Genomic DNA, 18,233 nt, shown 5'->3' with positions numbered 1-18,233 from the left:
CGCGGTGTGGTTCGGGCCGCGGCACGGAAACGTTACGACAGCCTAGCGGCGGAATCCGCTTAAGTAGAGCACCGCGACTGCTGTTGCCGTGCCGAGCGTCGTCACGATGAAGGATCCGGTGAGTACATAGAGGCCGCCGACGCCTGCCAGTGAAGTCTTGATCAGCTTGACAATTCCCTCGTGTTCTCTGCCGGAGCCGTCTTTGGTCATTGTCGAACCCTCCGTGTGTGGTGTACTAGTACACCGTAGGGCGCGACGACCGGCGAAAACCCTCGCCGGTTCTGATCTTTCACGGTCAGGAGGAGTTTCTTGTCGTCGAGGGCGGGCTCTCCGATAGCCGACCGTTGTCCTGCCGCGCCGCGAATTGTCGATCATTGCCGCGAATGGTGGAGGGCATCGTGACAATCCAGCTGGAAAGGGACCGTGTTTCGTGTTCCGCGGCCGTCGTCGAAGCCGCCCTGCGGTGGCTCGCGGTCCGCAAGGACGGAAAGCCGCTCAGGTTCTTGCGGTACGCGATCGAAGACCCGGCGAGCGAGTCGGCCGCCGTCCTTGGTTGCCTGGTCCGGCCGACGGAGTCGATGATCACGGCGTCCCCGGAGGTGCGGGCGCTCGCGGTCTGGGGCCTGATCCTCGATGAGATAGAGAAGATCGGCTCGACGAACGAGTCCCGGCGCCGCAACGTTCTGGCCGCCGCTTTCCGGTTGGACGGGAGAGCGGAGTGGAAATCGACCCTCGATGACCGTTTCGGTCAGCTGAAGGACCTGCCAGGGGTGTTCGGGGATCCGCCGCCGAGCACTACGACGCCGATGCACAAGGCGTGGCGACGCGCGATGAGCGACAAGCTCGCCCCTTGCCTGGCAGAGAATCTGGAGATACTCGAAGGCGAAGCCTGGCGGCCTTATGTCGAGATCGCCCGTGCCTCGAACGCGATCCCGGAACCACGGGCGCCCCGCGGCCGCGTGCCCTCGGACGGAGCGCAGCCCGTGTTCGCGGAACGCTTGCTGGTGGCCGTGGAAATGCGGTGCAGAACGGCATATCGCCGGCTGACGGTGCGAAACGTCATTGCTCGGGAGGACGGCGTCGAAGGTTACATGGCGCGGGCTCTCACCGGAGAGACCGACGGTCTCGCGTCGATCCCGATCAAAGCGATCTTCGGCTGCCACGTCGAGACTTCGCCTGGCGCGCAGCCGGGAGATCCGCTGGTCGTGGAACTGAGTTTCCCGAAACCGCTGCGCAAAGGCGAGCGTCACGAGTTCATTTCCCTCGCGTGCGATGACGACCTCGACGAGGAGCGGAAGTGGATCAACGTCGACGTCGACCATCACGGAATCGCGCCGGGTGTGGTCGATGCGGATGGCCGGGTGACCGGCGGCCTGAGCATCAGTGTCACGTTCGACGATTGTGTCCCCGACGCTTGCTGGTGGTATGCGGAACAGACCGAGTACGAACGCATGGTCCGGCCGCCCGCCGGTGATCGGCATCTGCTCGAAATCCGGCGAGGAGTCGTCGAGCACACGTTCCTCGAGCCCTGTCATCCACGAGAGGAGTACGGAATTGCTTTCCGCTGGCCGCTTGAAGCGGGGCCACATCGGAGCCCGACGTGGCCCGCCTCGGTCTCCGGCTAGTTGCCGGTGTTCCCGCCGCCCTTGCCGTCATCGCCGCGCATCGCCATCGAGAAAACCTCCTCAGTCCAGTGGATGTGTGATCGCGGCGAACCTACATCACTGAGGGTGATCGATGGTGACAGGGTGTGTCTTTACGTGATCCGGGATCCGCTATCGTGACGATGTTTCCCTCTGGACCTAGGGCCGCCTGGACCCCGCGGCCCTATCCCGGCGCTACTTGCGATCCCAGAACACCTCACGGGTCTTCCACTGGGAGTCGGTGACGCTCCCGACGACGCGGCCCCGGTCGTTGATAAAGTGGGCCTTACTCTCCTTGCCGCCGGGCAGGCCGGCGAGTCGCCTGCGTTCACCGTTCCGGAACCAGACGGTCGCCTCGCCTCGGATGCTGCCGACCACGGTGCCTTTCGCGTCGACCCCTTCGGCGACGGCGCTCAGCTGGTCGTCCGGCAGGACGGTGAGGGTGCCGTCGGGGGCCCACAGCAACAGCCAACGGTCGTCCGGAGGATAGCGATTGTTGCTCCCGATCACATAGCCGGTGCTGCTGACGGCGTTGATCCAGAGCAGCTGGTTTTCCCTCCATTCCAGACGGCGCATCGTGCCGTCGCGATCCCAGGTCACCGGCGTGTCGCGGGCGCCGAGGTTCTCGCTGATGAACCCCGCGGAGACACCGTGCCCGTTTGTCCGGTCCGGCGAGCTCGCCAGGTAGTCCGGCGCCAGCCGGGTCATCGGCCTGCCGTCCACCCAGCGGACGGCATGATGGACCTTGTCGTGGCCGGCGGCCACGCCCGTGATGATGCGGCCGTCATCGGGGATGGCCTTGGCCCAGGTCCAGTCGCCGCCGGGCAGCGTGCCCAGGTCCGTGACCTTGCCGTCCGGGTCCCAGCGGAAGCTGCCCATCCAGTAACCCGACGTGATCCAAGTGCCGACGACGACACCGTTGTCGCTGATCCCCATCGGGCCGGCACCGTAATAGCCGGGCGGTAGCTGCATCGTGGTCACCCTGCCCTCGGCGTCCCAGCGGGCAGCCGCGGAACCGGTCGGAGTCGCCGCGATGCCCGTGGAAACCCCGTATCGGTTGATGTGACTCACGATCCCTTGGCCGTCGCCCTGTGTCGGCAGCGCGGTGATCCTGCCGTCGGCGTCCCAGCGCACCGGATGACGGACCGGCGGATCGAGGCCCTTGGACGACAACCCCACCATCACACCAGCGTCGTTTACCGCGCTGACCGAGCTGTAGTCGTCGCCGGGCAACGGATCGAGCGTCACCGGTCCGACCGTGTCCGCCTGTGCGGTCCCGGTCAACGTGCCGGTGGACATGACGAGAGCCGCCAACAGCGACAACACCGGTCTTCGGCGGCCGTGCACACGATTTCTCAACATGATTTCTCCCTGAGTCGGATGTGGTCATCCAGGTCCGGAGAACGGTAACGCAACCGCTTCGTGAGTTGTGCTCACGTGGCGATGGTCCACACGAAAAGACGACGAACTTTCCTTGCTGCCCAAGGCTTTGTGGTTCAGATGGGCACGTTGCGAGTAGGAAAAACGCGCCCGGAACAAGGGAGGACTGGTGAATGTGAAGGAGGTTGCCGGAAAAGGTGAGGATAGGTCGGCGGTACGCGAATTTCGAGAAATATCGGTGCGTCACGGCAACAAATCAGGCGGTGCGACTCAGTGGGCTACACGTGGCTACGCTCGTGGCACGAAGGCGATCGGTCGGTAGTCACAGCGATGCCGTCCTGAAGGCCCCCTTCGGGACGTTCATCGTCTCAAAGGGGGCCTTCAGGACGTCCGGGTCAGGCATGCTGAAGATGAACGCTGTTTCGGCTCACCAGCCGCGTTCGCGCCACTCCGCGAGCTTCGGACGCTCGGTGCCCAGCGTCGAGTCGTCCCCGTGGCCGGGATAGAACCACGTCTCGTCCGGCAGTTCATCGAAGATCCGCGACGAGACGTCGTCCAGCAGCGACGTGAAATCCGAAGGCGAACCGGTCTTCCCGACCCCGCCTGGGAACAGCGAGTCGCCGGTGAACAGGTGCGGGTGCCCGGCGGGGTCGCGATACAGCAGCGCGATCGAGCCGGGGGTGTGGCCGCGCAGGTGGATCACCTCGAGGACGACCTGCCCGACCTTGACCGTGTCGCCGTGTTCGACGAGGAAGTCCGGCGGGATCGGCAGCGGTTCGGCGTCCAGCGGGTGGGCGGCGGTGTTCGCGCCGTTCGCGCCGGCGACGGCGCCGAGGGCCTGCCAGTGGTCCTGGTGCTGATGGGTGGTCACGACGGTCCTGAGCGCGGGCCGCTCGGGGCCGTGGCCGATGAGGTCGGAGATCCGTTCCGGATCGTTCGCGGCGTCGATCAGCAGCGCCTCGTTCTCGGCGCGGCAGACGAGCAGATAGGCGTTGTTGTCCATCGGGCCGACCGACAGCTTCGTGATGGTGAGCGCGTCCAGGGTGCGGCGGGTGGCGTCACCGCCGGGGTCGACATGCCCGGTGTAGGTCTCCACGATGTTCACAACGCACACGGTAGTCGTTCCCCTGCAATCGGTTCCACCCGCACAGGCGCCGCACAGGGTCAGGCCGTAGGCTCGCGTCGCCCTGCCAGCCGAACCACAGGACGCCCGTGCCCGACGCCTCACCGCGCGCCCCGCGCAAGATCAGCTGGGACGTCCTTCGCGTTGTCGCCGTCTTCGCGGTCATGCTCGGACACGTCACTCATCAGGGTGCTCTCCTGCACCCGGAACTGGTGGGGTACCCCTTTCGGGTCACCGCTCAGTTCGGTGCCGCCATCCTTCTGGTGATTTCCGCCTTCTTCGTGTGCGCGAGCCTTCGAAAGGGTGAACCTCGGCGGTGGCTGTGGAACCGGGTCGCGCGGCTGGTGCCCGCGTACCTGGTGGCGGTGACCGTCACCTATGTCGTCGCCCGGTACGCGACGATCCGGTTCAGCGGCCTGCCGTTCCCGCCCGGCCTCACCGGATTCCTGTTCGGCGTTCCGCAGGGCCCGCCGTCCGACCCGTCGCCCTGGTACATCCCCACCGGCGCCGATCTGCTCGCCAACCTGGGCATGGTCCAGGAATGGGGCTGGCGGTACGAACTCTTCTACTACCTCGACGGCGCCTACTGGACGCTGCCGGTCCAGCTCATCGCCTTCACCGCCGCAGCCCTGCTGTGGCCACGCCGCTGGCGCACCCATCGGCTCACCGTCGGGCTGCTCTGGGCACTGATCCTGGTGCCGCTCTTCCTCCGGTTCGTCGTGTTCGACCCGGCTTCCACGCCGAAGCTCGTGGAGACCTTCTACTACGGTCTCGGCCTGCACCGCGTGCACGTCTTCGCCATCGGGATCGCGATCTGGCTCTGGGCGAAACGACGGCTGGCGCACTGGCACGTCGCGCTCTTCGTACTCGCCGCCTGTGCCGCGCAGGACCTGCAGGTCTTCCCGTTCCACCAGGCCCTGCCCAACGATCCGGAGCGCTGGCCGTCGGCCGTCGGCTTCGCGATCATGCTGGTGCTGGTGTGCCTCGCCGCGCGCGGGCCGGACTGGCGGTTCCCTGGGCTGTCCCGGATCGCCCCGGCTGTCACCTGGTTCGCGGGCATCTCGTATGGTCTTTATCTGGTGCATCAGGAACTCGGATACATCCTGGCCCGTGCCCTGCTGAACGTCGGTGTCCCCGGCTGGCTGCGTCTCCCCATCGTGCTGGCCGCCGCCGTACTCGGGGGCTGGGCGATCACCGCGGGCGTGGAGCGGCCGGTCCACCGGTTGCTCACCGCTCGCCGGGATCGACGCGAGAAGCCTGGAAAACCGCAGGTCAAGGACTCGGATCCGGTTTCTGTCGGTGGTGCCTCGTAGCATGGAAGCGGCCGCCCGTGCAGCTATCGACCGGGACGGCGACCGCAGCTGAGAATGAACCTGAAGGGACCCTGGCGTGGCTGATCGCCTCGTTGTTCGCGGCGCCCGCGAGCACAACCTCCGCGGTGTGGATCTCGACCTGCCCCGCGACAGCCTGATCGTGTTCACCGGTCTGTCCGGGTCCGGAAAGTCGAGCCTCGCCTTCGACACCATCTTCGCCGAAGGGCAGCGGCGTTACGTCGAGTCGCTGTCGGCGTACGCGCGCCAGTTCCTCGGCCAGATGGACAAGCCGGACGTCGACTTCATCGAGGGCCTCTCGCCCGCGGTGTCGATCGACCAGAAGTCCACCTCGCGCAACCCGCGCTCGACCGTCGGCACCATCACCGAGGTCTACGACTACCTGCGTCTGCTCTACGCCCGCGCCGGCAAGGCGCATTGCCCGAAGTGCGGCGAGGCGATCAGCAAGCAGACCCCGCAGCAGATCGTCGACCAGGTGCTCGCCATGGAGGAGGGCACTCGCTTCCAGGTGCTCGCGCCGGTCGTGCGCGGGCGCAAGGGGGAGTACCTCGACCTCTTCGAGAACCTGCAGCAGCAGGGCTACGCGCGCGTCGTGGTCGACGGGACGATCCACCCGCTCACCGAACCGCCGAAGCTGAAGAAGCAGGAAAAGCACCAGATCGCCGTCATCATCGACAGGCTTTCGGTGAAGACGAGCTCACGGCAGCGGCTCACCGACTCGGTCGAGACGGCGCTCCGGCTGGCCGACGGCCTGATCGAGCTGGAGTTCGTCGACCTGCCGGAGAACGACCCGCATCGCGTGCGCGGGTTCTCCGAGAACCTGGCCTGCCCCAACGGCCACCCGCTGGCGATCGAGGATCTCGAGCCGCGCTCGTTCTCCTTCAATGCGCCCTACGGCGCCTGCCCCGAGTGCTCCGGTATCGGTGTCCGCAAGGAGGTCGACCCGGAACTCGTGGTCCCCGACGACGAGATGTCCCTCGGTGAGGGCGCCATCGCGCCGTGGGCGGGCGGCCAGAGCGCGGACTACTTCATCCGGCTCCTCGAATCGCTTTCGGAGACCATCGGCTTCCGGATGGACACGCCGTGGCGCAAGCTGACGGCGAAGGTCCAGAAGGCCGTCCTGCACGGAGTCGACGAGCAGGTCCACGTCCGCTACAAGAACCGCTACGGCCGCCAGCGGTCGTACTACGCGGCCTTCGAGGGGGTCATCCCGTTCCTCGAGCGGCGCCAGGAGCAGACCGAGTCCGAGTACATGCGCGAGCGGTACGAGGGCTACATGCGCGAGGTGCCGTGCCCGGCCTGTCAGGGCACGCGGCTCAAGCCGGAGATCCTCGCGGTCACCCTGGAGCACAAGACGCAGGGTGACCGGTCGATCGCCGAGGTCTGCGCCCTTTCGATCGCGGAGGCCTCGCAGTTCCTCGACGAGCTGGAGCTCGGCAAGCGCGAGCAGGTCATCGCCGGCGCGGTGCTCAAGGAGATCCAGGCGCGGCTGCGCTTCCTCCTCGACGTCGGGCTGAACTACCTCTCGCTCGACCGCGCCTCCGGGACGCTGTCCGGCGGTGAGGCGCAGCGCATCCGGCTCGCCACGCAGATCGGTTCCGGTCTGGTCGGCGTGCTGTACGTGCTGGACGAGCCGTCGATCGGACTGCACCAGCGCGACAACCACCGGCTGATCGAGACGCTGGTCCGGCTGCGCGACCTCGGCAACACGCTGATCGTCGTCGAGCACGACGAGGACACCATCCGCTCCAGCGACTGGGTGGTCGACATCGGCCCCGGCGCCGGTGAGCACGGTGGCCACATCGTCCACAGTGGACCGTACAAGAAGATCCTGAAGAACAAGGACTCGATCACCGGGGCGTACCTTTCGGGCCGCAGCAAGATCGAGGTCCCGGCGATCCGGCGCCCGGTCGACAAGAAGCGTCAGCTGACCGTCGTCGGCGCGCGCGAGCACAACCTACGCGGCCTCGACGTGTCGTTCCCGCTCGGCTGCCTCGTGTCGGTCACCGGCGTCTCGGGTTCCGGGAAGTCCACGCTGGTCAACGACATCCTGGCGACCGTGCTGGCGAACAAGCTCAACGGCGCGCGCCAGGTGCCGGGGCGCCACACCAGGGTGAACGGGCTGGCGGGGGTCGACAAACTGGTCCGCGTCGACCAGTCGCCGATCGGCCGCACCCCGCGGTCCAACCCGGCGACGTACACCGGCGTCTGGGACCACGTGCGCAAGCTGTTCGCCGCGACCACCGAGGCAAAGGTGCGCGGTTACCAGCAGGGCCGGTTCTCCTTCAACGTCAAGGGCGGCCGGTGCGAGGCCTGCGCCGGTGACGGCACGATCAAGATCGAGATGAACTTCCTGCCGGACGTCTACGTCCCGTGCGAGGTCTGCAAGGGCGACCGCTACAACCGCGAGACCCTCGAGGTGCACTACAAGGGCAAGACCGTCTCCGACGTGCTGAACATGCCGATCGAGGAGGCGGCCGAGTTCTTCGAGCCGATCAAGGCGATCCACCGGCACCTGGCCACCCTCGTCGACGTCGGCCTCGGCTACGTCCGGCTCGGGCAGCCCGCGCCGACGCTGTCGGGTGGCGAGGCGCAGCGCGTCAAGCTCGCCAGCGAGCTGCAGAAGCGGTCCACCGGCAAGACGGTCTACATCCTCGACGAGCCGACCACCGGTCTGCACTTCGAGGACATCAGCAAGCTGATCGGCGTGATCAACGGGCTGGTGGACAAGGGCAACACGGTGATCGTCATCGAGCACAACCTCGACGTCATCAAGACCTCGGACTGGATCATCGACATGGGCCCCGAGGGGGGTTCCGGCGGTGGCACCGTGATCGCGGAGGGCACGCCGGAGTTCGTCGCTTCGGTGGACGAGAGTTACACCGGCGAGTTTTTGAAGACCGTTCTCGCTTAGGGACTCGTGAGTGGTAAGGACGGATCTGTATTTGCTTGCCCACTGGTGTGGCTGGTGGTCGAGTGTGGAGGATTTGGGACGTTGAACGTCCTGATTCCTTCACCGTCGAGCCGACAGGCGCGGAATCGCCAGCCTCGCTCAGGTCAGGCGTGGGTAGGCGAATACGGGTTGGCCCTAACCGTCCTTGCCACTCACGAGGTCCAGCACCGGTGACGCGGGCCCGTAGTAGAAGGCGCGCAGCCGGTACGAGGCGCCCTCTTCGCCCGGCATCGAAGCGAGCCCGGCCGAAGTCGTCCCCGGATCCGAGACTTCGATCGGCACGAACCCGTCCGCGCCGGGCTTCTTGATCTCCACGAGGAAACCGTCCTCGTCGCTGGAGTGGTCGGTCCAGCTGAACCGCACCATGTCCTCCGGCGCGGGCTCCGCCCGGAACGCCGCCGGAGCAGCGGCCTGGCCGTCCGTGCGCAGCGAGACCGGTGGCCCGGCCGCGGCGGCCGAAGCGGGACCGGAAACCGTAACGGCGCCCGACACGGCACCGTAGAAGGGCCGGATCCGGTAGTAGAACCGCGTTTCCGGCATCAGATCCGGATGCCGGTAGGTCGTCTGCCTCGGCGGCACGAACTGCAGGATCGTGTACGGCCCCTGTGGATCGGTGGTGTATTCGACGATCCGGCCCGCGACGTTCGCGTCGTCGTCCGGCCAGCTCAGGTCGACGTTCACCGGATCCGTCAGCTTCGCGGTGAAACCGGGCTCCTGTCCGCATCCCGACACGAAAGCGACCGCCAGCAGCACGGCCGCGAGTTTCCTTGGCACGCCTCATCCCTCCCGTGAATCAGGCGGCGGCGGAATCCGGAGGCGTCAGCATACGAGCGCGTCCGGTGATCGACAAGACCCGGTTGAACCGCGTCGCCGCGTCGTCCGTGTGGGAGGCAAGAGGAGGCGGTCATGGAGAACCGAGGAGAGGCCGGTGCCGATGCACAGTTCGATCGCGGCGCGCGCCGAACGATCCACTCTGCCCCTGCGGGTTGCAGTACTGTCCTCGCCGACCCAGAAGACCGTCGGGAGGACTCGAGTGGCGATCGGAGGCTGGCGGCCCAAAAAGGCCAAAGGCGAGGACTTGGTCCGGCACTTGTACGCCGAACACGGGCGAAGCCTGCTGGCGTACGCGACGAGGCTGACCGGGGACCGCGCGGCCGCGGAGGACGTCGTACAGGAAACCTTGGTCCGGGCGTGGAAACACGCCGAAGACCTGCAGAACGACGCGAAGGGATCGGTCCGGGGCTGGCTGCTCACGGTCGCCCGGAACATCATCACCGACCGCGCGCGGGCCAGGGCGGCTCGGCCGCCGGAAGTGCCGGAGCCCGAAGAGGGCGCGCCGACTCCGGCGGTGGAGAAGGACCATGCGCAGAGTGTCGTGGATTCCATGGCCGTGCTCGGCGCGATGGACGGTCTTTCCCCGGAACATCGTGAGGTCCTGGTGGAGATCTACTACCGGGGCCGGACGGTGGCCGAAGCGGCGCAATCCCTGGGGGTGGCCCCAGGTACCGTTAAGTCGAGATCTTATTACGCGTTACGGGCACTGAGAGCCGTGATGTCGGGAACCGGGAAGGAGGTAGCGCGATGAGTGCGGTGGGACACGACCAGGGCCAGCTCGCCGCCTACGTCCTCGGCGGGCTCACCCCGGCGGAAGCGGCCACTTTCGAGACACATCTGGCGAACTGCCCCGCGTGCCGTCGCGAGGTGCGTGAGCTGTCCGAGCTGCGGTATCACCTCGACGAGGTGCCGCCGGAGGCGTTCCTCGACGGACCTCCGGACGGAGGCGACCTGCTCTTGCAGCGCACGCTGCGTCAGGTTCGCGAGGAAGAAGGAAACCAGGAGCGCAAGCCGCGGCGGCTCCTCGCCGTGGCCGGTGCGGCCGTGCTGGCCGTCGTGGCGCTGGGCGCGGGGGTGCTGGTCGGACGGCAGACGTCGCCCGAACCGTCGACGGTGGCCTTGCCGGTGCCGACGGCGACGGCCCCGGTTCCCGGCACCCGCGATCTCGCGGCCACCAACCGGGAAACGGGTGCGCAGCTCGCGGTCCGGCTGATCCCGGCGGCGGGCTGGGTCCGGCTCCACGCCAAGGCGGACGGCGTCCGTGAGGGCGAGAAGTGCCAGCTCGTCGTGGTGACCAAGGGCGGCGAGCGGGTCAACGCCGGAAGCTGGCTGGTTTCGGCAAAGGGGCAGCGCGAGGGCACCGGGATCGACGGTTCGGCGCTGGTCGCCCCCGGCGACGTGGCCTCGGTCGACGTCGTGACCATGGACGGCCGGAACCTGGTGTCGGCGCAGGCATGACGGGCGCGCTCACGGGTCGTGGAGGCGGTCGGTACCGCTTCCACGACACGTGGGTGCTTCCCGCTTCACCCAAGGCGGTCTTCGACGCCGTCGTGGACCTCGCCGCGTATCCGTTGTGGTGGCGTGACGTCCGTTCGGTCAGCCAGGTCGACGAGGACACCGCCGAACTCGTCTGCCGGTCCAGGCTGCCGTACGCGCTGACCGTGCGGATGCACCGCGACCGGCAGGACGAGCACGAGGGCCGCGTTCGGGTCCTGCTCAGCGGCGACCTCGAAGGGATGCTGGCGGGCGCACTGACCGCGGTGGGCGGTGGCACCCTGCTGGAGATCACCCAGGAGGTCGAGGCGCGGAAACCGTTGCTGCGCAAGCTCGATCGCATCGCCAGGCCGGTCTTCCGGATCAACCACGCGCTCATGATGCGACGGGGGCAACACGGCCTGCGGGGCTATCTGGGGCGCTAGGCTCCGGCCATGCGAGTCGCCACCGTGCAGCCGTTCACCGTCCCCGCGGACCTTTCCGCGAACATTGCCGAACACGCCAGGCTCCTCCGGAACGTGGAGGCCGACCTCGCTGTCTTCCCTGAACTTTCCTTGACCGGCTTGGAGTTCGAGGCGCTCGCCGCGGATCCGGGACTCTGGCTGACGCGGGAGGATCCGCGCCTCGCACCGCTCCGGGACGCTTGCCGGGCGAGCGGTGCCCACGCCGTCGTCGGGCTTCCGCTGATGGAGGACGACCGGCGGTACATCGGTTCGCTCGTCCTCGGGCCGGACGGCGAAACCTTTGCCACCTATGCGAAGCGGAACTTGCACGACAGCGAAGAAGAGCTGTTCGACGCCGGCGAGCGCCAGGTGATCCTCGACGTCGGAGGCAGGCGTCTCGGCCTCGCGATCTGCCTCGACGCCGCGAACCCGGACCACTCACGGGAACTCGCCGAGGCGGGCGCCGACGTCTACGTTCTCAGCGCGCTCTTCGGCGACGGGCAGGAACAGCGACTGCTCGACCAGGTCGGTGTCGCGGCCGGGCACGGGATGTGGGTGGTGCTGTCCCAGTATTCCGGCAAGACCGGCGGGATGGCCGCGTTCGGCGGCAGCGGCGTGTGGAAGCCCGGAGGTGCCGCCGAGGTACGCCTCGGCGGCGAGGTCTCCGAATGGGCCTACGCGACGATCACCTCCTGAGCCTTCCTCTCGCGCAGGACCACAGCCGCGACGAAGGCGGCGAGAGCGAGCAGCCCGGCGCTCAACGCGTACGCGGTCCGATAGCCGCCAGTGAGCGCTTCGGGCATCGCGGTGCCTTCGGTCAGCAGTGAGCCGGTCCGGGACGCGGCGGCGGTCGCGAGCACCGCGGTACCGATCGCCGCCCCGATCTGCTGGGTGGTGTTGATCAATCCCGAAGCGACCCCGGCGGCGACGCCGGACATCGCCAGCCCCATCAGCGCGGGCATCGCCGCGCCGAACCCGACACCCATCAGGACGAGCGCGGGCAGGACGTCCGTCGCGTAGTTCCCCGCTGCCTCCACCGTGGCGAGGAGCCCGAGCGCCAGCGCGACCAGCGAAAGCCCGGTCACAAGGACCGTTCGCGCTCCGAAACGGTGGTTCAGTTTCCCGGCGAAGACCAGGGACATCACCGCGATCGACACCGGGGCGGGGAGGAAGGCGAACCCGGTGCTCAGCGCGTCGAGCCGAAGCACCCGTTGCAGGTACAGCGCGGTGATGAACTGGAAGCCGAACAGCCCGGCGACCATCAGGACCATCACCGTGTTCGCCCCGGACACCGCCCGTGAGCGGAAGAGCCGCAGCGGCAGCAACGGTTCGCGCGCTTTCGCCTGGCGGAGCACGAACCCGGCGAGCAGCAGCAGTGACACCGCGAGCAGCCCGAGCGTGCGGCCGTCGGCCCAGGTGTACTCCTCGGCCTTGACGATCGTGTAGACCAGCAGCATCAGCCCGCCGGTGACCAGCCCGGCGCCGGCGACGTCGACGCCGCCGCGCGGTCCGGTCCCGTGGTCGGGTTCGAGCAGCCGGACGGCCAGCGCCAGCGCGACCGCGCCGATCGGCAGGTTGACGAAAAACGTCCAGTGCCAGTCGAGCAGCTGGGTGAGGGTGCCGCCCGCGATGAGCCCGATCGACGCGCCCGCGGCCTGGGTGAAGCTGTAGACGCCGATGGCCTTCGCCCGCGCCCGTGGTTCCGGGTAGAGCGTGGTGATCATGCCGAGTACGACGGCCGAGGCGAGCGCGCCGCCCGCGCCCTGCAGGAAGCGGAACACGAGGAGCTGCGTCTGGTCCTGCGCGATTCCGCAGAGCAGCGAAGCGAGGGTGAACACGCCGAGCCCGGTCAGGAAGACCCGTTTCCGGCCGATCACGTCGCCCAGCCTGCCGGACAGCAGGAGCAGCCCGGCGAACGCGATCAGGTAGGCGTTGACCACCCAGGCGAGGGTCGGCGGGGTGAAGCCGAGGTCGTTCTGGATCGCGGGCAGCGCGACGGCGACGATCGAGCCGTCGAGGACGACCATCAGCGAGACGGCGCAAAGCACTGCAAGAGCGAGAGCGCGCTGTGACATGGTGAATTCCTTGAGTTTCCCCAGGTGATGCCTTGGTGCATCACTTGTAACAGCGCCCATCTTGTGTGACTCTGTTCCCTGCCGGAAGGAGGCACTTTCATGTCCCAGGGGAACAGCGATGTGACCGCGCAGGCCAGGGTGGTGGACCCGGAGAAACTCGAGGTGTGCACCGTGCTCGAGGTGATCAACCGGATCAGCGGCAAGTGGGCGATCGGCATCCTGCTGGAGGCCACCCGCGGTCCGGTGCGCTTCACCGAACTGGAGCGGTCGGTGGAGGGGATCAGCAGGCGGATGCTCACGCTGACGTTGCGGAACCTCGAACGCGACGGCTTGCTCGTCCGCACCGTGTACCCGACTGTGCCGCCGAAGGTGGAGTACGAGGCCACAGCGATGGCGAAGGAGCTGTACGCGTCGCTGAGCGGCTTGCTGACGTGGGCCGAGCGCCACCGCGACTCGATCGCCGCGTCCCGCGTCGTCTACGACGAGAGGGTCACTGCCTGACGTGCACCGCTCGCTGGACGTGCGAGCACAGCATGTCGAAGTACCACTTGTGGAACGGCAGGTCCGTGCTGTTCGTCGCGGACCAGCTTTCCCACAGGCCGCCCGGACGCAGATAGCGTGACGTGTAGGCCGTCCGGAGGTCGGCGTCGATGTGGTGCAGGGCCGCGAGCGCCCACGCCTGGTCGTAGCGCAGGTCCGGTCGTGCGAGGTAGTGGTCCAGATAGGACACGAGGATCTCGGCGTCGGCGAGGGTGCCGAACCGCGCCAGCGCGAAGCAGTAGCCCTGCCCGGCGAAGACCATCCCGCTCTCCAGGAGCAGTTCACGCAGGCGCCCGCGCCACGCGGTGCGGCGATCGACGCCGATCAGCCAGGCGGCGGTGATCCTTTCCCGCCAGCCGGCGTCGAAAAGGAACTCCAGGTCCTCGTCGGTGATCCGCCGCGCGTCTTCGACGAGGTCGCGCAGGAACGGCTCGCCGTCGGGGCCGCTCAGCATCCCGGCGAAGTTGCCGTGCAGCAGCTTCGAATAGCGCGCGGGCACGTAGCGGTCGATGGCGTCCGGCATGCACTGGAGTTTTCCAGAAAAGAAAGAACCGCGGTGCGAGGACGGGGGACCCTCGCACCGCGGTTTCCTTCTCGCCGGGCGTTACGCGTTCGCCGCGGCCTTCTCCCGTTCGCCGTCACGGTCCTCGTGGGGATCCGGGGCGTGATCGTCGATCAGGGTGGCTTCGTCGAACGGGGCCTGGCCGCTGAAGACCCGGTTCGCCTGGTCGCGGTCGAACTCCTTGGTCCACGTGCCGACCAGGACGGTCGCGACGGCGTTGCCCGCGAAGTTGGTCAGCGCGCGGGCTTCGGACATGAACCGGTCGATGCCGAGGATGAAGCCGACGCCGTCGACCAGTTCCGGCCGGTGTGACTGCAGTCCGCCTGCGAGGGTGGCGATACCGGCACCGCTGACGCCCGCCGCGCCCTTCGACGCGATGATCATGAACAGCAGCAAGGAGATCTGCTCGCCGACGCCCAGCGGCTGGTCCTGCGCGCTGGCGATGAACAGCGTCGCCATCGTCAGGTAGATGGCCGTGCCGTCGAGGTTGAACGAGTAGCCGGTGGGGACCGTGATGCCGACGACGGGCTTGGAAACCCCGAGGTGCTCCATCTTCGCGATCAGCCGCGGCAGGGCCGACTCGGACGACGACGTCGACAGGATCAGCAGGAACTCGCGGCCGAGGTACCTCAGCAGGGTGAAGATGTTGACCCGTGCGCCGAGCCACAGGACCGTGCCGAGCACACCGAACACGAACACCAGGCAGGTCAGGTAGAAGCCGATCATGATGACGGCGAGGCTGCGCAGCGCGCCCCAGCCGGTCTCGCCGACCACCGCGGCGATCGCGCCGAACGCGCCCACCGGGGCGGCCCACATGATCATCGCGAGGATCCGGAACACGAGCCGCTGGATGTGCTCGATGCCGCGGCGGATCGGTTCGCCCTTGGTGCCGAGCTTCTGGACGGCGAATCCGGCGAGCAGCGCGACCAGCAGCGTCTGCAGCACCTGGCCTTCGGTGAAGGCGGAACCGAAGCTGGTCGGGATGATGCCGAGCAGGAAGTCGACGGTGCCCTCGGCGCCCTCGGCCTGCGTGTGCGCCTTCGCGGCGGCGGCGGGGTCGAGGTGCAGGCCCTGTCCAGGGTGCAGGAGGTTGCCGACGACGAGGCCGATCGCGAGCGCGAACGTCGACATCATCAGGAAGTAGCCGAGCGACAGCAACCCGACCTTGCCGACCTTCGCGGCCTTCGCCACCGATCCGATGCCGAGCACGATGGTGCAGAAGATGATGGGGGAGATCATCATCTTGATCAGGTTGACGAAGCCCGTGCCGAGCGGCTTGAGCTCCTTGGCCAGATCCGGCGCGGCGAACCCGACGATGACGCCGAGGACGACCGCCGCGATCACGGCCAGGTACAGGTAGTGCATCTTGTCGCGGCGTCGGGGCGCCGCTTCCGGCGTTGTAGGCACCTTTGCCTCCAGCTCAGGGGGTGTCCGTGGGATTGCCGGTCACTATCACCCGCGCAGGTGAGCTGGGTCACGGTTGTGTTCATTGAGTTCGCGCGAGTGGTTTCCGGGTAATTCCGGCCGGGCGCGCTGAGCGGCCCCCGGACCGGTGTGCTGGTATGAGCGGGTGCCCTCGACGACGCGGATCCGGACCAGGCGCGGCAGTCTCGCCCGCCAGCTGCTGATTCTGCAGCTCGCGGTGCTGTTCGTGCTCGTCGCGGCCGGGGTGGCCTTCGCCTATCTCGATTCCGTCCGTGCCACCGAAGACCGGGCGCGGGACAAGGTGACCGCGGTCGCCGAAGCGGTGGCGGACGCGCCCGGTGTCCTCGCCGCACTGTCCACATCGGAACCCAGCCGGACACTGCAGCCGTTCGCGCAGAGTGTCCGCGCGGATACGGAAGTGGATTTCGTGACCATCATGGACACGAACGGGATCCGCTACACGCACCCGAATCCGGAGCTCATCGGCCAGCCGTTCATCGGGAACATCGGCGAGGCGCAACGCGGTGGCAAGGTCGTCGAGACCTACGCCGGTTCGCTCGGCCCTTCCGAACGCGTGGTGGTCCCGGTGCGTGGCGCCGCGGGACAGGTCGTCGCGCTGGTCTCGGTCGGCATCACCGTCGAAGCGATCGACGCCGAACTGCGCGAACGCCTGTGGCCGCTGCTCGGGGTCGCGGCGGCGGTGCTGGTGGTCGGCGGGATCGGCAGTTACCTGGTCAGCGCCCGGCTCCGGCGGCAGACCAGGGGGATCGCGCCGGGGGAACTGAGCAACCTGTTCGAGTATCACGAAGCCGTCCTGCACTCGATGCGCGAAGGGCTGCTGCTCGTCGGCGGCGACGGGCGGGTGGTGCTGTGCAACGACGGCGCCCGCGCGCTGCTGGGCGTCGACGGCGATCCGGTCGGCCGGGAACTGTCCGCATTGGACATTCCCGAAGACCTCGTCGAAGCGTTCACTTCGGGGGAGGAGCGCACCGACGAACTCCACCTCACCGAAGCCAGGGTGCTCGTCGTCAGCACGGCGCCGGTGCGCTCGCGGGGGGAGGCGATGGGCACCGTCGTGATCCTTCGTGATCACACCGAACTCCAGGCGCTGACCGGTGAACTCACCACCGTGCGCGGACTGGCCGAGGCACTGCGGTCGCAGGCGCACGAGGCGGCGAACCGGCTCCACACCGTCGTTTCGCTGGTCGAGATCGGCCGCCCCGAACAGGCCGTCGAGTTCGCGACCGAAGAACTCGCGCTGGCGCAGGAACTCACCGACCGCGTGGTCGGCGCGGTCGCCGAACCGGTGCTGGCGGCGTTGCTGCTGGGCAAGGCGGCGGAGGCGAGCGAACGCGGCGTCGAGTTCACGATCACGCCCGACACCGTCATGGAGGACTCGGACACCGGCGTCCCGCCGCGGGATCTGGTGACCATCCTCGGCAACCTGATCGACAACGGGATCGACGCGGCGGCGGGGAACGCCGGCGACGGCGGACGGCCGGGGGTCGAGGTCACCGTCCGCGCGGACGCCGGCGGATTGCTGCTGCGGGTCGCCGACACCGGGCCGGGTGTCGAGGACGTCGAAGAGGTGTTCCGGCGCGGCTGGTCCACGAAACCCGAGGACGGTCACGGTCTCGGTTTGGCACTGGTGGGTCAGGCGGTGCGGCGGCACGGTGGGACGATCGACGTCGGCCGCGACGAGGGCGCGGTGTTCACCGTGTGCTTGCCGCCGAAGGAGCCGACACGATGATCAAGGTGCTGGTCGTCGAGGACGAACCGGTGGCCGCCGACGCGCATCGGGTGTACGTGGAGCGGATGCCCGGCTTCACCGTGTCCGGCGTCGTCCATTCCGGCGGGGACGCGTTGCGGTTCTGCGAACGCGAACCGGTCGACCTGGTGCTGCTGGACTTCTACCTGCCGGACACGCACGGGCTCGCGGTCTGCCGGTCCCTGCGCGCCGCCGGTCTGCCGATCGACGTCATCGCGGTGACCTCGGCGCGCGATCTGGCGCTGGTCAAGGCCGCCGTGTCCGTCGGCGTGGTGCAGTACCTGCTGAAACCGTTCACTTTCGCTTCCCTGCGGGAGAAATTGGAGCGGTACGCCGAGTTCCACGGCGCTTCGGGCGAGGTCACCGGGCAGGCCGAGATCGACCGCGCGCTCGGCACCCTGCGCACCACCGAGCGGCAGGCGCTGCCGAAGGGGATGAGCGGGCAGACCCTGGAGGCGATCACCGACGTCCTCGCCTCGGCCGCGGACGGTCTCTCCGCCGGGGCCGCCGCGACCGCGATCGGCGCGTCCCGCGTCACCGCGCGGCGCTACCTCGAATACCTCGCCGACAACGGCCTCGCCCAGCGCGAGCCCCGCTACGGCCAGGTCGGCCGCCCCGAGGTCTGGTACAAGCCGAAAACCGTATAACGACCTATACCACGT

The 18,233-nt window shown here is 68.0% G+C and carries 17 protein-coding genes; 10 read left to right on the top strand and 7 right to left on the bottom strand.

Annotated elements, in window-relative coordinates:
• Positions 1-42: 42 nt before the first annotated feature.
• Positions 43-210 carry a hypothetical protein gene (locus tag AMYAL_RS49795; RefSeq protein ID WP_020629688.1) on the bottom strand — a complete coding sequence of 56 codons (168 nt, stop codon included), beginning with the start codon at positions 208-210 and terminating at the stop codon, positions 43-45.
• Between the two features lie 173 nt (positions 211-383).
• Here AMYAL_RS49795 and AMYAL_RS0102340 point away from each other — a divergent pair, with 173 nt between their 5' ends.
• A complete protein-coding gene (locus AMYAL_RS0102340; protein WP_020629687.1) occupies positions 384-1,625 on the top strand; it encodes a hypothetical protein in 1,242 nt (413 codons plus the stop codon).
• Between the two features lie 213 nt (positions 1,626-1,838).
• On the opposite strand, the gene AMYAL_RS0102335 is transcribed toward AMYAL_RS0102340, so the two are convergent.
• A complete protein-coding gene (locus AMYAL_RS0102335) occupies positions 1,839-3,005 on the bottom strand; it encodes an HAF repeat-containing protein (RefSeq protein ID WP_245192759.1) in 1,167 nt (388 codons plus the stop codon).
• A 445-nt stretch (positions 3,006-3,450) separates the two neighbouring features.
• Positions 3,451-4,128 carry an MBL fold metallo-hydrolase gene (locus tag AMYAL_RS0102330; RefSeq protein WP_020629685.1) on the bottom strand — a complete coding sequence of 226 codons (678 nt, stop codon included), beginning with the start codon at positions 4,126-4,128 and terminating at the stop codon, positions 3,451-3,453.
• A 107-nt stretch (positions 4,129-4,235) separates the two neighbouring features.
• Between AMYAL_RS0102330 and AMYAL_RS0102325 the strand changes: the two genes are divergently transcribed.
• Positions 4,236-5,459, top strand: coding sequence for an acyltransferase family protein (locus AMYAL_RS0102325; RefSeq protein WP_020629684.1), 1,224 nt, complete (start codon positions 4,236-4,238; stop codon positions 5,457-5,459).
• A gap of 76 nt (positions 5,460-5,535) precedes the next feature.
• Positions 5,536-8,391 (top strand): excinuclease ABC subunit UvrA, encoded by a 2,856-nt coding sequence (gene uvrA / locus AMYAL_RS0102320; protein ID WP_026466673.1) that lies wholly within the window; start codon positions 5,536-5,538, stop codon positions 8,389-8,391.
• 174 nt (positions 8,392-8,565) lie between these two features.
• Here the strand turns inward: uvrA and AMYAL_RS0102315 are convergent, their stop codons facing one another.
• Positions 8,566-9,204 (bottom strand): fibronectin type III domain-containing protein, encoded by a 639-nt coding sequence (locus AMYAL_RS0102315; RefSeq protein WP_026466672.1) that lies wholly within the window; start codon positions 9,202-9,204, stop codon positions 8,566-8,568.
• A 259-nt stretch (positions 9,205-9,463) separates the two neighbouring features.
• Here AMYAL_RS0102315 and AMYAL_RS0102310 point away from each other — a divergent pair, with 259 nt between their 5' ends.
• Genes AMYAL_RS0102310 through AMYAL_RS0102295 form a run of 4 tightly spaced genes read left to right on the top strand, consistent with a single transcriptional unit; the run spans position 9,464 to position 11,897 of the window.
• A complete protein-coding gene (locus tag AMYAL_RS0102310) occupies positions 9,464-10,015 on the top strand; it encodes a sigma-70 family RNA polymerase sigma factor (protein WP_020629681.1) in 552 nt (183 codons plus the stop codon).
• Positions 10,012-10,722, top strand: a complete 711-nt coding sequence (locus AMYAL_RS0102305; protein ID WP_020629680.1) for an anti-sigma factor family protein — start codon at positions 10,012-10,014, stop codon at positions 10,720-10,722. Before AMYAL_RS0102310 ends, AMYAL_RS0102305 begins: the two co-directional genes overlap by 4 nt.
• Positions 10,719-11,183, top strand: a complete 465-nt coding sequence (locus AMYAL_RS0102300; protein ID WP_020629679.1) for an SRPBCC family protein — start codon at positions 10,719-10,721, stop codon at positions 11,181-11,183. The genes AMYAL_RS0102305 and AMYAL_RS0102300 overlap by 4 nt, the downstream gene beginning before the upstream one ends.
• Positions 11,184-11,192: 9 nt before the next feature.
• A complete protein-coding gene (locus AMYAL_RS0102295; protein ID WP_245192758.1) occupies positions 11,193-11,897 on the top strand; it encodes a carbon-nitrogen hydrolase family protein in 705 nt (234 codons plus the stop codon).
• On the opposite strand, the gene AMYAL_RS0102290 is transcribed toward AMYAL_RS0102295, so the two are convergent.
• Complete coding sequence (locus AMYAL_RS0102290; RefSeq protein WP_026466671.1) at positions 11,876-13,276, bottom strand: MFS transporter; 1,401 nt, start codon at positions 13,274-13,276, stop codon at positions 11,876-11,878. The genes AMYAL_RS0102295 and AMYAL_RS0102290 overlap by 22 nt on opposite strands.
• 99 nt (positions 13,277-13,375) lie before the next feature.
• On the opposite strand from AMYAL_RS0102290, the gene AMYAL_RS0102285 reads away from it, so the two are divergent.
• Positions 13,376-13,777, top strand: a complete 402-nt coding sequence (locus tag AMYAL_RS0102285) for a winged helix-turn-helix transcriptional regulator (protein WP_020629676.1) — start codon at positions 13,376-13,378, stop codon at positions 13,775-13,777.
• Here AMYAL_RS0102285 and AMYAL_RS0102280 read toward each other — a convergent pair.
• Both AMYAL_RS0102280 and AMYAL_RS0102275 read right to left on the bottom strand, forming a co-directional pair.
• Positions 13,767-14,339, bottom strand: a complete 573-nt coding sequence (locus AMYAL_RS0102280) for a DUF6000 family protein (RefSeq protein ID WP_020629675.1) — start codon at positions 14,337-14,339, stop codon at positions 13,767-13,769. The two genes, AMYAL_RS0102285 and AMYAL_RS0102280, sit on opposite strands and share 11 nt — an antisense overlap.
• An 81-nt stretch (positions 14,340-14,420) precedes the next feature.
• Complete coding sequence (locus tag AMYAL_RS0102275; protein WP_020629674.1) at positions 14,421-15,743, bottom strand: C4-dicarboxylate transporter DctA; 1,323 nt, start codon at positions 15,741-15,743, stop codon at positions 14,421-14,423.
• 205 nt (positions 15,744-15,948) lie between these two features.
• On the opposite strand from AMYAL_RS0102275, the gene AMYAL_RS0102270 reads away from it, so the two are divergent.
• Both AMYAL_RS0102270 and AMYAL_RS0102265 read left to right on the top strand, forming a co-directional pair.
• Positions 15,949-17,553, top strand: a complete 1,605-nt coding sequence (locus AMYAL_RS0102270; RefSeq protein ID WP_026466670.1) for an ATP-binding protein — start codon at positions 15,949-15,951, stop codon at positions 17,551-17,553.
• Entirely contained in the window at positions 17,550-18,218 is a 669-nt protein-coding gene (locus tag AMYAL_RS0102265; RefSeq protein ID WP_026466669.1) for a response regulator, read from the top strand. The genes AMYAL_RS0102270 and AMYAL_RS0102265 overlap by 4 nt, the downstream gene beginning before the upstream one ends.
• The last annotated feature ends 15 nt before the right edge of the window (positions 18,219-18,233 follow it).

Origin of the sequence: Amycolatopsis alba DSM 44262 (assembly GCF_000384215.1) — a bacterium.
Classification (GTDB): domain Bacteria; phylum Actinomycetota; class Actinomycetes; order Mycobacteriales; family Pseudonocardiaceae; genus Amycolatopsis; species Amycolatopsis alba.
Note: the sequence above shows the minus strand (reverse complement) of the source record. Positions and strands in the feature narration are given on the sequence as shown.

What these genes read in the sequence shown, in the direction of transcription:
- AMYAL_RS0102275 (WP_020629674.1), bottom strand. Translation starts at nt 15,743, where the DNA reads ATGCACTACCTGTACCTGGCCGTGATCGCGGCGGTCGTCCTCGGCGTC.
- AMYAL_RS0102340 (WP_020629687.1), top strand. Translation starts at nt 384, where the DNA reads ATGGTGGAGGGCATCGTGACAATCCAGCTGGAAAGGGACCGTGTTTCG.
- AMYAL_RS0102280 (WP_020629675.1), bottom strand. Translation starts at nt 14,339, where the DNA reads ATGCCGGACGCCATCGACCGCTACGTGCCCGCGCGCTATTCGAAGCTG.
- AMYAL_RS0102285 (WP_020629676.1), top strand. Translation starts at nt 13,376, where the DNA reads ATGTCCCAGGGGAACAGCGATGTGACCGCGCAGGCCAGGGTGGTGGAC.
- AMYAL_RS0102335 (WP_245192759.1), bottom strand. Translation starts at nt 3,005, where the DNA reads ATGTTGAGAAATCGTGTGCACGGCCGCCGAAGACCGGTGTTGTCGCTG.
- AMYAL_RS0102265 (WP_026466669.1), top strand. Translation starts at nt 17,550, where the DNA reads ATGATCAAGGTGCTGGTCGTCGAGGACGAACCGGTGGCCGCCGACGCG.
- AMYAL_RS49795 (WP_020629688.1), bottom strand. Translation starts at nt 210, where the DNA reads ATGACCAAAGACGGCTCCGGCAGAGAACACGAGGGAATTGTCAAGCTG.
- AMYAL_RS0102290 (WP_026466671.1), bottom strand. Translation starts at nt 13,276, where the DNA reads ATGTCACAGCGCGCTCTCGCTCTTGCAGTGCTTTGCGCCGTCTCGCTG.
- AMYAL_RS0102300 (WP_020629679.1), top strand. Translation starts at nt 10,719, where the DNA reads ATGACGGGCGCGCTCACGGGTCGTGGAGGCGGTCGGTACCGCTTCCAC.
- AMYAL_RS0102295 (WP_245192758.1), top strand. Translation starts at nt 11,193, where the DNA reads ATGCGAGTCGCCACCGTGCAGCCGTTCACCGTCCCCGCGGACCTTTCC.
- AMYAL_RS0102305 (WP_020629680.1), top strand. Translation starts at nt 10,012, where the DNA reads ATGAGTGCGGTGGGACACGACCAGGGCCAGCTCGCCGCCTACGTCCTC.